Consider the following 13215-nt stretch of genomic DNA (forward strand, 5'->3'; position numbering starts at 1 on the left):
CCCCGCACTGCGAGTAGCGTGAGCGCGCAAGGAGGCATGCCCGTGGGACTCAGGACCGAGATCAGTGAACGACAGCGCCGCTTCGGTGAGGAACTGCGCCGTCTACGCGACGCCGCAGGCGTGTCGGCACCGGAGATCGGCGCGCTGATGGGCATGAAGGGGCCAGCCGTCAGCCACACCGAGGCCGGGAGGCTGAGTCTCAACCTCGACCGCCTGCACATCTGGCTCGACGCTTGCCACGCCAACGATCCCGAGTACCGCGCTGCTCTTCTCGCCATAGGCCAGAGCAACGGCAAGGGCTGGTGGACCGACTACCGTGGCTACGTTCACCCCTCAGCACTCGATCTCGCCGAGTACGAGGCCGATGCGACCCGCTTGGAAAGCTACGAGACTCTTCTGATCCCAGGGCTGCTCCAGACCAAGGCCTACAGCGAGATCATCCTCGAATACGCCGAGAAGAAGGTCGAGTTTCGCCGCGCCCGCCAGGAGATCCTGAGCGTCGAGAGCGGAACACCCTTCCATGCCGTGATCCACGAGGCCGCGCTACACGCGATGTACGGCGGTCCAACCGTCATGCGCGACCAGCTGAACTACCTGATCGATGTCGGCAAGCTACCCCATGTGACCATCCAGATCCTGCCGTTCGGCTGCACAGTCTTCGCCTCGACCGACATCCCGTTCATGCTGCTACACGGTCAGCACCCGAAGCTGGACACCGTCTTGATGGAGCAGCCACACGGCGTCCCGTTCCTGGGCGATCCTGAAGCAGTATCGTCATACCGGCGGAAGTTCGAACGCCTCAGAGGCGCGGCGCTCCCACCCCTGAGCGCCTCTGCACCCGGACCCTCCCCCGCCTATCGCGACTCATGGGGTTTGCTCCAGCACATTCGTTACGCAGTACAGGGAAGGTAGGCATGGAACGGCTCATCTGGCAGAAGTCCAGTTTCAGTTACGAGACCAACTGCGTCGAAATTGCATCCGCCGGCGACCTCGTCTACATCCGCGAGTCCGACGACCCCGCCCACATCGTCACCACCACCCGCACCAAGCTCAACGCCTGGATCCTCGGCGCCAAGGCCGGCGAGTTCGACCACTTCACCGCCTGACCCACACAGCGCCGAAGGGCGGCTCCCGCGAACTCGCGGGAGCCGCCCTTCCCCCAGGCGCCGCCGTCACACTGCGGCAGGCCTCGGGACGATCCAGAGCTCGGCCGGGCCGCTTATGATCACGGACTCCAGACGGGCCGGCGTCGGGCTGGCCGGGTCCAGGGCGCTACCGGGGTAGGCGCCGAAGAGGCCTTCCAGGGCCACTTCGGCCTCCAGCCGGGCCAGGGGTGCGCCGAGGCAGAAGTGCGGGCCGTAGCCGAAGGACAGGTGCTCCTTGTCGGGGCGGGTCGGGTCGAAGTCGTCCGGCCGGTCCGGGTGGACCTCCGGGTCCCGGCCGGCCGCGCCGAATCCGAGCAGGATCGGCTCGCCCTCGCGGATGACCACGCCCTCGCCGAGGTCGATGTCCTCCAGCGGGTAGCGGAGCGGGATGTGCATCACCGGGCTCTCGTGGCGCAGGGTCTCCTCGATGACGTCCTCCCACGCGAGGGTGCCCTCGTGGACCTGGGCCAGGTAGCGGGGGTGGGTGAGGAGCGCCTGGACGGCGCTGGTGATGAGGTTGACCGCGGTCTCGTACCCGGCGCCGAGCATCAGGAAGAGCTCGTCGCGGGACTCCTCCTCCGCGCGGCCCGTGTCGCCGCCGGTGCTGACGGCGGCCACGTCGCTGGCGAGGTCGGGGCCGGGGTCGCGCCGTTTGAGCTCCAGCAGTTCGACCAGCACCACGTTGATCTCCGCCCGCGCGACCGTCATCTGCTCGGTCGTCGCCGTCGTCGTCAGCAGGGTGTCCATCGACCGGCCGATCTGCGGCCGCATGTCGGCGGGTACGCCGAAGAGGTCGCAGATCACCGTCATGGTGAGCGGGAGTGAGAGGGCCCGGCGGATGTCCACGGCCTCGCCGGGGGCGAGGTCGCGGAACGCGCCGACCAGGGCGGCGGTCGTCGCCTCGATCCCGGGCCGCAGCGCGGACACCCGGCGGGGCGAGAACGAGGGCGCCATCCGTCGCCGTGCCGAGCGGTGTTCGTCGCCGTAGCGGTTGAAGAAGTTCTGCTGGAACGCGATCGGGCCCATCGGCCACCCCTCGGGCACCGCGGCCAGGCCGGGCCAGTGCTTGCGCGGGTCGCGGGAGACCCGCGGATCGCCGGTCAGGGCGCGGATCACCGAGCTGCGGGTCACGGACCAGGCGACGATGCCGCCGGGGAGTTCGACCCGCACGGCGGGCCCGGCGGCGCGGAGCTCCGCGTTCTGCTGGTGCAGGGCCCGGCCGGTCATGTCCAGCACCGGGCAGCCGTTGTCGTCTGGAGCCATGGCATTGCTCCTCAGGATCTCTCGGGGGGCGCCCCCGGCAGTCCGTGTCCGGGGCCTGTGCTCCGTTCTAGAGCGGCACGGAGCGGTCGTCAACGGACCGCGACGGTGTTACCAGGATCATCCAGCCAGACGGACTGTGCACCGTCTACACCGACGGTCACGCCGAACCGGCCCAGGTCCGGCCTCCCCTCCTCCCCCCACCACCACCGGCGGGCGCCCACGATCTCGTCCCACAGCCGGCGGGGCCCGCATTGCTGAACAGCGTCCTCGCCGTTCCACCTGGCGTAGCGAACCGAGGCCCACGATCCGGCACCGTCGGACAGTTGCATGCGAAAGGTGCCGCTGGGGTCGGCCTCGTCCCAGACGTGTTCGTACCGGACACCGGGCACTCGCAGGCCGATGGCGAAGGCTGCGTGCACGTCCTCCAACGCCAACTCCGGGTCCATTGCGGAAGGGCCCTGCCGGTAGTGGTCCGGCGCATCAGACAGCGGGCCGGTCACGGCATGCGGGCGCTGGGCTCGCATCCACATGAAGCTGACGTTGCCGACGAACCGGCCGTGCGACGCCTGGCCCCTCTCGCCGACCACCAGGCGCAGGAGCCCGGCATTGGCGTAGGAGGTGCCCCACGGGGTGACGATGACACCGCCGGGGCGGGTCTGCTCGATCCATGCCCAGGGCACCCTGCGGACGGCTGCGGTCGAGTGGATGCGGTCATAGGGAGCGGCGTGGGGCCACCCGGCCAACCCATCGCCCACCACACGGTTCGGCGCGAATCCAGCGGCCCCCAACCTCAGCGCCGCCTCTGCCGCCAGAACCGGATCCACCTCGACAGTGGTCACCTGCTCGTCACCGAGTCGGGCGCACAGCAGGGCACTTGTCCAACCGGTTCCGGTACCGACGTCGAGCACGGCATGCCCGTCGCTCACCTCCAGGTGACGAAGCATGTCCGCCACCAGGGACGGCATGGAGGCCGACGACGTCGCGGTGCCGGGCCCGCCACCGATCCCGTCGTCCACCTGCGTGACGACCACAGCGTCGGCGTCGACCAGCGCCCACCAGCCGTCCGGGTCGTCGCCACGGCTGATCCGCCGGTAGCCGGTCGGAGCGCCGCCGTCCGGGGCCCACACCTTCTCCGGCACGAAGGCAGAGCGCGGGGCACGCTCGAACGCGCCCCGCCACTCCTCGCCCAGCCCGGCCATCAACTGTGCGAATTCCTCCATCAGTTGAAGCTCACTTCTTCGGCGGAGTGACGGGCTTGGTCCACTGGCCGTCCGACTCCTTCGGGGACTGCTTCTTGTCCCCGACCTCGCCGCCCTTGCCGTCTCCGTGCTCCCCCATGTCTGCGCTCCTTCCCGCCCGTCAGACCGGTCAGTCGGTGCCGGTGGCCACAGTGGCATCCAGCGACATCGACGGGCGAGAACACGCTAGGGGGATTCCTGCGAGAATTTCAACAATATTCCAGTGATCGACTAAAGATCTCCACGGAATATCGCAGACCACTCGTAGAGCTGCCGCCTTGCGCAATCCCCGAACAACGCATTCATCTCATAGCGGGAAAAAACTTCAATATGCTCGGAGATGTCCCTGGGGTCCCGGAAAACTATGCGCCCAGTAAATACCTCCACCGTGGCCAACCGCTCATCGTAAATCGTGAAAGTGTTCATCGGGCCCTGCGGCAGGACAACCCCGAACGGAATCACGCCGATTCGGATATTGGGCAGGCGGGAAAGTGCGGCCAGACGCTCGATCTGAACCGACATGGCCATCGGACCGACCACCGCCCACTTGACGGCCTGCTCAGTCAGAAGGAACGTGAACGACTTGGACGTGTCATAGAGGACCGCCTGCCGCTCCAACTTCCGAGCCACCGCTTTGCCGATATCACCGGGCGAGTAGGCAAGACTGGCCCTGACGTACTCGGGCGTCGCCAGCAACCCCGTCACCATCGCCGGAAGGAAATACCGCAGGACGGAGGCGTCCTGCTCCAGCGCTGCGAGCTCCGCCTGCCGCTTCTCCAGCCCGACCCTCCAGGACGCCCGGACCTCCTGCCACTGCGTATGAGCAACCCGCGCGAGCGATGAGATTTCCTCGGCTATCTCCGACGGTACGCCAAGCGCGAAAAGAATTCGCTCGACCTCTACAAGGGTCGGTATCTTCTTCCCCGTCTCAATCTTGCTGATCGTGCTCTGCGTCATGGCACAACGCACAGCGAGCCGGGCCCCCGTAAGGCCGGCTCGCTTGCGCAGCTCTCGCAGCTTCTTCCCCAGCTCGGACTTGGACTGTCCGAGCCGTTCCGGATCCAGAGACACTCAGCCGCTTGCTCTCACGTACTCCGAGAAAGGAACGGACTCGGATACGGCCAAGCGCTTCCACTCGACGAATCGGCTCGGGTCGCCGTCGAACACCTCGCGGCTGATCTGCGTCCCGTCCGGGCGGTAGTTCATCAGGACCACCCTGGACTCGTCGAACATCCAAAAATCCTGATCCGGTAGGCCCGGATTCTCGCGGCCGGTCAGGTCGAGAATCCGGATGTCCTCGCCGGCCGCGACGTTGTGGGCGTAGTGCGCGAACTCGAAGCGGAGATAGTCCGTCAGGGGTCGGGTGATCGCGTGGACGCGGCCGACGGTCCGACCGCTCTCACGGAAGCCCCTCACGCGCCTGGTCCAGGCCGCGGTGTCCTCCGCAGTGACCGGTCCACCCGCCAGGAAGCGCCGGATGGCGTCCTCTTCCTGCGGCATGGTGTAGACGGAACGGGTCTCCAGCCGCCAGGCATCGCTCGCCATGGCGTCGAAGTAGTCCCGCCAGTCCTTACCATCCAAGAGCACGGACGGCCTCCCTGAGAATGTGCTCGGGAATCTCCACCAGGCCCTCGCCTTCGGGCGCGGTGAAGCCGTCGAACAGGTCGCCCTGAACCACGAACGAGCCACGGTCGGTGGCGTACACGTTCGGGCAGTCATCCCCGCCGCACTCCCCCGAGCCGCTGCCGCTGCCGTTGCCGTTGCCCGTCAGCCGCGTAAGCACCGGTTTCCCTGCCATGCCAACCTCCCACCCGCCGAACCCTGCTGGACCTTGCAGATACGAAGCTAGGGACACCTTGCGGGAGTGTCCATGCCGACTCGGCGATATTCCCGTGTTCGACTAATGATCTTGCCTTGGAGCCACCCACCACGTTTCGATCGCCCGGGAAGTCGACCCCGTCGGCTTCCCGGGCGATCGCGACGAACAGCTCCGTCGCCACCGAACCTGCTGCGGGGGTTGCACAAGAAGTCGACTCCACCGACTTCTTACGCGGCACCGCACCCGCTGACCCGCATCCTGAGCGGCAGGCCTCACCATGCTGCCGCACTGCCGACACGTTCGACCATGTCCTCGCTGACAACTCCCGGTATGTTCCGGCAGCTCCTCAGAGCGAAGGCCCCAGGCAAGGTCCTTATCCCAGACCCGGAATATGCCCGATACTGCATGGACAGGCATCGAAGGCAGCCCTAGCGTCGTTGACGAGTTGGGAGGCATAGCGAGGTCAGCATGGCTGAGCCCCCGCAGCTACTGTCTCCTGCCAGCAAGTTCAACGGCCCACGCTGCGACGATGACGACTGCCCAACCGTGTACTCCACCGATCGCGGGACGTTCGCGGTCCAGAGCGACCACTTCACGGCCCTGAAGGCACCCATCGGGAGTCCGCCGTCGAGATTCCCCGACACGTTCTGAAGGAGGCCATCCGTGCTCCTGGATGGTGACCAGTGGCGCGCCCACTTCGACAGCTACCAGCACGAAGCGTTCCGGTTCGAGGCGCAGCCCGCCTACACCATGCCCAGGGAAGCAGAGAGCCTCGCCCGCTTCCTGCGCGGCGAGCCGAAGCCGATCGATCACAACGCGGCGTGGCACCGGAGGGTGCACGGCTTCGTCTCCTCGGGACGGAAGATCGGCCGCGTCCGGGTGGTGCGCCAACCCCTCACGGACTACCAGCGGTACCAGTTCGCCTGGGGTATCCCTGGCAACATCGCCGCCGGAGAAGACATTCGGATCCTGGACACCACTGAAGGGAACTTCGGTATCCCCGACCAGGACTGGTGGCTGTTCGATGACACCTCGGCAGTCCACCTGAACTTCCGATCTGACGGCACCCAGATCAACCGGGAGCTCGTCAGCGGCGACATGCGCCGCCACCGCGAGTGGAAAAGAATCGCCCTGGCTCACTCCGTGCCGTTTTCCGAATACCTGAAGTCGGCCCCACCGACTTCTTGCGCAACACCGCATCCGTCGGCCCGCGTCCCAGGTGTCCTGGGGCGCGGGCCGACGTCATGACCGGGCCGGGCCTGTGCGGAGAGCGCAGGCCCGGCCCTCTCCGCAGGTAGGAGCGTCCTTGTGCGTAGGAAGTCGGTGAGGCCGACTTCCTACGCACAAGAGACCTGGACAGGACCGTCGCCGCTTCGGCGGGGCCGACTTCCTACGCACCAGGACGCTGAAAAGGACCGGCCGGGGCGCGCGGGGGGCTCAGGGGCGGAGGAGGTGTTCGGCGAGGTCGACGGCTTCGCGGAGGGGGACGAGGCGGCAGTCGGCGGTGCCGAGGTGGGTGGTGGTGATGCCGGTGGCGGCGGCGAGGACGCGGATGCCGAGGTCGGCGAAGTGGAGGTCGTCGAGCTCGGGGGCCCGGAAGGTGAGCCAGCCGTCGGGGCCGACGCAGCGGTATTCGCGCAGGGGGACGTCGGGCATGCGCTGGTCGGCGAGGTGGAAGGCGGTGAAGCGGGCCATCGGGACGCCGAGCATCAGCACCCGGGCGTCGAGGTCGTAGAGGCGTCCGAGCGGGGACTCGGGGCCGAGGTGGGAGGTGAGGGGGTGGTGGGCGGTGATCTCGCGGGCGTGCCGGCCGAGGGCCGTCCAGGAGGTCTGGGGGTGGCGGCTGCGCAGGGCGCCGGGGCGGGTGCGGATCTCCTCGGAGAGGGCGCCCATGGTCGGCGAGCAGGGGGTGGTCGCCGGGTCGAACCGCGGCATCCGGGCCCGGTAGGCGGCGGTCTCGGCCGGGGTGAGGCCGGCGGTGGCGGTCTGGTGGATGCGCGAGGTGGCGGAGTTCTCGGGGGTGGCGGTGTAGGCGACCAGGGTGCCGCCGGGGCCGAGGACGTGGAGCAGCGCGTCGGCGACGGTGGCGGCGCCGCCGTCCACCGGGCCGAGGGCGCGCAGGGAGGCCTCGACGTGCACCACCATGCCCGGGCGGACGCCGAGTTGGGCGAACCCGGCGGCCAAACCCCCAGCGGTGAGGGCGGTATCGGCGAGAGCAGTGCCGGTGAGAGCAGTGACGGTGCGCATGGCCGCTCCTCTGGGTCAGACCTCGGCGTGGCGGGCGTGGCCGCGCTCGTGACCGCGCTCGTGGCGGGCCCGTTCGGCGGCCCGTTCGGCGGCGGCGGGCACCGGTACGGCGAGCCACGGTGCGACGCTCTCACGCATGCCGTCGGCGAAGCGCAAGCCGAGCGCCGTGAGGGCACCGGATCCGGCCAGCCGGTCGACGGCTTCGGCGGTGTACCGGCGCCAGAGCGCGAACTGGGTGCGAGCCCGGTCGGCGGCCTCGCCCGGCAGCCCGTCGTAGGCGAGCGCGCGGGTGCCCCAGTACTCGGTGACGGCGAGGTGCGCGTAGGTGCCCTGGAGCAGGCCTTCCAGCGGGCGCGGGTCGGGCCGCCAGGGCGCGAGGTACAGCTGGTCGTCGGCCGGGTCGTGGAGGTCGAACAGGTCGAGTACGGCGCCGAGTTTGACGTGCTGGAACTCGTGCGCGAGCAGCAGTGCGAGCGTCGGCGCGGTCGCGGGCCGGGCGATGCCGACCGCGCCGTGGGCCTGCCGGGCGGCCGAGCTGACGTCCCGCCCGGTGGGGCCCGGCCGTAGCGGGGTGATGGTGGTGAGGCCGGCCCGGAGGCCTTCCGCGTACGCGGGCAGGTCGTGCCCGAGCAGTTCCCAGGCTTCGCGCAACGCGCCCGTCCAGTCGAGCAGTTCGCCGTCGGAGAGCCGGCCGGCCACGGCGTGGTCGTGGCTGTCGCGCAGCGGGTCGACGTCCTCCAGGGTGACCGTCCACCCTCCGGCCAGCCGGACCCGCCGCAGCGGCTGGTCCAGGGCGGCGGACACCGATCCGTCGGACGCCCGCACGCTGAACCCGTCGGCCAGGCCGGTGACGACCGCCTCCCCGTCCGGGGCGGCGGTCCGCCCGAGGGTCGGCAGGTGCAGCCACCCGCCGCGCACCGGCACCGCGACCGCGTCCCCCCGCCCGGCGCGGACGGCGGCGGCGGCGGCCAGGGTGGCCAGCGGGCCGAGCCCGACGGTGAGGTCCCCGGCGAGCCGGCGGGCGGCCCAGGCGCGGGCGTACGGGTGGGTGAGGACGGTGTCGACGGCGGCGGGTGCGCTCGCGTCGAGTTCGGACAGCAGCGCCCAGGCCGCCGATCCGGGCTGCCCGGAGGCGTCCCAGGCGGCGGCCAGCATGGCCCGGGTGAGGGCGAGTTGGGCGCGGGACAGGGCCCGCACGGTGTCCTGGTCCCCGTACCCGCGGGCGAGCTGGTCGAGCTGCCGCTCGGTGAGGGTGGCCGGCACCACCGGCTCCCCGGCCTGGGCGGGCACGGAAGGACCCACCGCGGCGGCGGAACCGGCGGCGGAACCGGCGGCGGAACCGGCGGCGGAACCGGCCGCGGAAGCGGCGGCGGAACCAGCGGCGGCAGCGGACCCGGCGGCGTCGCCGGCGAGTTCGTTGATGAGCTTCATGAGGTCACCGCAGTAGACGGAGGGATTGTCGAAGCCCGTGTCGGCCCGGTACCGGTGGGCGTACAGGCCGCCGCCGCAGCTGCGGACGACCGGGCAGGCCCGGCAGGCGGCGCTCAGCCCGGCCAGCCCCGACTGGCGGGCGACCATGCCGGGGTGCAGCGCGACCTGGTCGAGGCTGTGTGCGAAGACGTCGTACCCCGTCTCCGGCGCGCCGTCGTAGGCGGTCTTGAGGCTGTCGGCCTGTTCGAAGCTGCCGTCCGTCTCCAGGACGACGAGGTCGGAGGGTTCCAGGCCGAGCGATTCGGTGAGGCTGGAGAGCCCGTGCAACGTCCGGTGGACGGATTCGAAGGTGCGGACGGCGAACGGGCGGCCGTCGGCGTCCCATCTCCGGTACACAGCCAACAGCCAGTCCGCGTACGGTGTTTGCGCACCGTCGGCGGCCGGTTTCGGCCGGTCCTCCCAAGTGGCGTGCGGCAGCAGGAAGTCGACGGCGGGGGGGTCGAGTTCGGCCAGGGCCCGGTAGACGGCGTCCGGGTCGTTCTCGATGTCGACGGTGCAGAGCAGCCCGGCGTAGAGGTGCCGGTACGCGGGCCGGCGCAGCCGCTCGACCGCCCGCAGGACGTGCGGGTGGCTGCTGCGGCCGTCGGCGAAGCGGCGGTGGCGGTCGTTGGCGGCGCGGTCGCCGTCGAGCGAGATGCCGACCCTCATGCCGACTTCGGCGAAGAGTTCGCAGTAGGCGTCGTCCAGTTGGACGCCGTTGGTGTGGATGCGCAGGTCGAGTGCGCAGCCGGGCGGCAGGGCCGCCCGGAGCGCCTTGGCCGCGTGGCGTAACCGGTCCGGGCCGGCGAGCAGGGGTTCTCCCCCGTGCAGGACGACCCGGACGGCGGGCAGCCGGTGTGCGGCCGCGTGGTCGCCGATCCGCTCGGCGATCTTGTTCAGGACTTCGTCACCGATGACCTTGGGGCGTCGACGCCAACTGGTGTCGGCGTGCTCGTATACGTAGCAGTGATCGCAGGCAAGATCACACCGGCTGTGTACTTTCACGACGAATTGGGTGAAAGGCAGCGGAGTTGGCGTCATGGTCGATCGGATTCAGCCGGAGCCGACGGTCAGTCGGCCGATCAGATGGAGGAGTTGAAGGCCGCGACCGGCACCGCACCCGCACCGGTGTCGGGCAGGGCTCGTCGGATCCTGGCAGAGAGTTCCTCGGCGCCGAGCTGGGCGAGGTCGGCCAGTGAAGGCCGGATTTCGCCCTGAGGCTCCGTCAGTTCAGTGCGGGGCATGGTGTCCAGTGCGGGTGTCATGTTCGATTCTCTTCCACGATGGGGGTTAGAGAGAAGCAGGGCCGGGTATATACGTCGGCCTAGTCGACCAGGGTACTGCCAGCACGTGGGCTGCGCCGTGCTCTTGCGCGCCCCTAACAGCCCACTACCCCCTTCACGCAGCGAAGTCTCGCCAAAAGTTCACCCACTCGGCGGTCGCGTGACGGCACCTGACCGGCGCACAGGGGCACGGCTTCGCGCCGCCGAACCCACCCCGGCGGCGCCCCTGCGCCAACGTACGGCCGCCGCCCCGGCCCGACCCGCTCCCCCGGCGCGGCCGGAGCCCCCTCCCCTGACGCTCGCGCCCCACCCGAACCACCGGTCGGCGAAGGCCGGTTGGCGCGATTCGACAGCGCCCAACACTCTCCCGCCTCCGCACGACGGCGAGCCCGACGGCGGACCCGACGAACCCGACCAGCCCAACGGCGGACCCGCCGACGGACCCGCCGGTATTCGAACGCCTCGCAGACCCGCCCGCTACGGGCAGAGCCGCTCCACCCGCCAGCCGCCCGCTCCGGCCGGATCGGCGAAGTAGCGCAGCCGGTCGTGCAGCCGGTTCTCCCGCCCCTGCCAGAACTCCACGCTCTCCGGGATCACCCGGTACCCGCCCCAGAACGGCGGCACGGGCACGCCCTCGCCCTCCGGGTAGCGGCGCTCCAGTTCGGCGTAGCGCTGTTCGAGGACGTCGCGCCCGCCGACCGGGCTGGACTGCTCGCTGGCCCAGGCGCCGAGCTGCGAGCCGTGCGGCCGGGTGCGGAAGTAGGCGGCGGTCTCGTCCCGGCCGACCTTCTCCACCCGCCCCTGGACGATCACCTGGCGGGCCAGCGCGATCCACGGGAACAGCAGCGCGGCGTGCGGGTTGGCGGCGAGCTCGGAGCCCTTGCGGGAGCCGTAGTTGGTGAAGAAGACGAAGCCGCGCGCGTCGTAGCCCTTGAGCAGGACGGTGCGCGAGCTGGGCCGCCCCTGGGCGTCGGCGGTGGAGAGCACCATCGCGTTGGGCTCGACCACCCCGGCGTCGTCCGCTTCGTGGAACCAGCGGGTGAACTGGGCGATCGGCTCGGGCGCGAGCTGTTCCTCGACCAGGCCCTCGTGGGTGTAGTGCTTGCGCATCACGGTGAGGTCCGGTCCGGGCCGGGCATCGTCGGCCAGGATCCGGGTGGCGGGGCTCAGGGGCGTCGACTGGGCGCGTTCCGGGGTCTGCACGTCAACATCATCCCGTACGACAAGCAACCGGCACCGCTACCTCCGGACAAACCCCGGTGGGAGATAAGGTGTCCCGCCACCACTCGACCGCCCCCCGTAAGGTGAATTGTCCCGAACCAGGCGTTTGGTTCCGGAGATTCCCGGGCACGACCGACCCTCGGCGGAAAAGTCAAGCGGGCCCAAGCGCAACATCACCATGGTGGTGTATGGCGCAATGCACCCGGTGCCTGTCACTCTGGCACCGAGTGCCAACCACCATTCGGTCACTGGCGCGCCGCCCCACCACGGCGCAGCGCCGATCGCAGAACTGAAGGAGCCGTCGTATGTCCGACTTCGTACCCGGGCTTGAGGGAGTCGTCGCGTTCGAGAGCGAGATCGCCGAACCCGACCGTGAAGGCGGCGCGCTGCGGTACCGCGGTGTCGACATCGACGACCTGGTGGGCCACGTCTCCTTCGGCCACGTCTGGGGCCTGCTGGTGGACGGCAAGTTCAACCCCGGCCTGCCGGCCGCCGAGCCGTTCCCGATCCCGGTGCACTCCGGTGACATCCGGGTCGACGTACAGTCCGCGCTCGCCATGCTCGCCCCGGTCTGGGGCCTCAAGCCGCTGCTCGACATCTCCGCCGAGCAGGCCCGCGACGACCTCGCCCGCGCCGCCGTGATGGCGCTGTCCTACGTGGCCCAGTCGGCCCGCGGCCAGGGCCTGCCGATGGTCCCGCAGAGCGAGATCGACAAGGCCGAGACGGTCGTCGAGCGGTTCATGATCCGCTGGCGCGGCGAGCCGGACCCGAAGCACGTCAAGGCCATCGACGCCTACTGGACCTCCGCCGCCGAGCACGGCATGAACGCCTCCACCTTCACCGCCCGCGTCATCGCCTCCACCGGCGCCGACGTGGCGGCCGCGCTCTCCGGCGCGGTCGGCGCGATGTCCGGCCCGCTGCACGGCGGTGCGCCGTCCCGCGTGCTCGGCATGATCGAGGAGATCGAGCGCACCGGCGACGCCACCGCCTGGGTCAAGAACGCGCTGGACCGCGGCGAGCGCCTGATGGGCTTCGGCCACCGCGTCTACCGCGCCGAGGACCCGCGCGCCCGCGTGCTGCGCCGCACCGCCAAGGAGCTCGGCGCGCCGCGCTTCGAGGTCGCCGAGGCGCTGGAGAAGGCCGCGCTGGAGGAGCTGCACAACCGCCGCCCCGACCGCGTGCTGGCCACCAACGTCGAGTTCTGGGCCGCGATCATGCTGGACTTCGCCGAGGTGCCGGCGCACATGTTCACCTCGATGTTCACCTGTGCGCGCACCGCGGGCTGGTCGGCGCACATCCTGGAGCAGAAGCGCACCGGCCGGCTCGTGCGCCCCGCCGCGCGCTACATCGGCCCCGGCCCGCGCCGCCCCGAGGAGATCGAGGGCTGGGACGCCATCGGCCACTGAGCCCACCGAGCGCCCCGAGCGCCCCGAGCGCCCCGAGCGCCCGCCGAACGCCCCCGGGCGCCCCGGGCGCTCCGCGTCCGCACCACCCCCGAGCAGCGGGTCCGGCGTCCGTCGGGCCCGCTG

The 13215-nt window shown here is 70.3% G+C and carries 13 protein-coding genes; 4 read left to right on the forward strand and 9 right to left on the reverse strand.

The window, feature by feature from the left end:
* Positions 1-42: 42 nt before the first annotated feature.
* Together A6F73_RS14425 and A6F73_RS14430 are read left to right on the forward strand one after the other, a co-directional pair.
* Positions 43-912 carry a helix-turn-helix transcriptional regulator gene (locus A6F73_RS14425; protein WP_159398456.1) on the forward strand — a complete coding sequence of 290 codons (870 nt, stop codon included), beginning with the start codon at positions 43-45 and terminating at the stop codon, positions 910-912.
* Between the two features lie 2 nt (positions 913-914).
* On the forward strand, positions 915-1106 hold the full coding sequence (locus A6F73_RS14430; RefSeq protein ID WP_063348183.1) for a DUF397 domain-containing protein: 192 nt from the start codon (positions 915-917) through the stop codon (positions 1104-1106).
* 66 nt (positions 1107-1172) lie between these two features.
* Here the strand turns inward: A6F73_RS14430 and A6F73_RS14435 are convergent, their stop codons facing one another.
* From A6F73_RS14435 to A6F73_RS14455, 5 genes are all read right to left on the reverse strand, one after another.
* Entirely contained in the window at positions 1173-2408 is a 1236-nt protein-coding gene (locus A6F73_RS14435; protein WP_063348184.1) for a cytochrome P450, read from the reverse strand.
* Between the two features lie 89 nt (positions 2409-2497).
* Positions 2498-3628, reverse strand: coding sequence for a methyltransferase domain-containing protein (locus A6F73_RS14440; protein ID WP_063348185.1), 1131 nt, complete (start codon positions 3626-3628; stop codon positions 2498-2500).
* Between the two features lie 249 nt (positions 3629-3877).
* Complete coding sequence (locus tag A6F73_RS14445; RefSeq protein WP_063348186.1) at positions 3878-4717, reverse strand: helix-turn-helix transcriptional regulator; 840 nt, start codon at positions 4715-4717, stop codon at positions 3878-3880.
* Entirely contained in the window at positions 4718-5233 is a 516-nt protein-coding gene (locus A6F73_RS14450; RefSeq protein WP_063348187.1) for a DUF6879 family protein, read from the reverse strand. It lies immediately after the preceding gene.
* Complete coding sequence (locus A6F73_RS14455; protein WP_063348188.1) at positions 5217-5444, reverse strand: hypothetical protein; 228 nt, start codon at positions 5442-5444, stop codon at positions 5217-5219. The genes A6F73_RS14450 and A6F73_RS14455 overlap by 17 nt, the downstream gene beginning before the upstream one ends.
* Positions 5445-6128: 684 nt before the next feature.
* Here A6F73_RS14455 and A6F73_RS14460 point away from each other — a divergent pair.
* Positions 6129-6713: a DUF6879 family protein gene (locus A6F73_RS14460; protein ID WP_244293387.1), complete on the forward strand. Its 585-nt coding sequence runs from the start codon at positions 6129-6131 to the stop codon at positions 6711-6713.
* Between the two features lie 189 nt (positions 6714-6902).
* Here A6F73_RS14460 and A6F73_RS14465 read toward each other — a convergent pair whose 3' ends face one another.
* From A6F73_RS14465 to pdxH, 4 genes are all read right to left on the reverse strand, one after another.
* Positions 6903-7712 carry an AAC(3) family N-acetyltransferase gene (locus A6F73_RS14465; protein ID WP_063348189.1) on the reverse strand — a complete coding sequence of 270 codons (810 nt, stop codon included), beginning with the start codon at positions 7710-7712 and terminating at the stop codon, positions 6903-6905.
* A gap of 15 nt (positions 7713-7727) precedes the next feature.
* Positions 7728-10223 (reverse strand): FxsB family cyclophane-forming radical SAM/SPASM peptide maturase, encoded by a 2496-nt coding sequence (locus A6F73_RS14470; protein ID WP_063348190.1) that lies wholly within the window; start codon positions 10221-10223, stop codon positions 7728-7730.
* A 41-nt stretch (positions 10224-10264) separates the two neighbouring features.
* Complete coding sequence (gene fxsA, locus A6F73_RS14475; protein WP_063348191.1) at positions 10265-10447, reverse strand: FxSxx-COOH cyclophane-containing RiPP peptide; 183 nt, start codon at positions 10445-10447, stop codon at positions 10265-10267.
* 495 nt (positions 10448-10942) lie between these two features.
* Positions 10943-11575: a pyridoxamine 5'-phosphate oxidase gene (gene pdxH / locus A6F73_RS14480; RefSeq protein ID WP_063351198.1), complete on the reverse strand. Its 633-nt coding sequence runs from the start codon at positions 11573-11575 to the stop codon at positions 10943-10945.
* A 416-nt stretch (positions 11576-11991) separates the two neighbouring features.
* Between pdxH and A6F73_RS14485 the strand changes: the two genes are divergently transcribed.
* Entirely contained in the window at positions 11992-13092 is a 1101-nt protein-coding gene (locus A6F73_RS14485; protein ID WP_063348192.1) for a citrate synthase 2, read from the forward strand.
* The last annotated feature ends 123 nt before the right edge of the window (positions 13093-13215 follow it).

Source organism: Streptomyces sp. MJM8645, from assembly GCF_001625365.1.
GTDB lineage: Bacteria > Actinomycetota > Actinomycetes > Streptomycetales > Streptomycetaceae > Kitasatospora.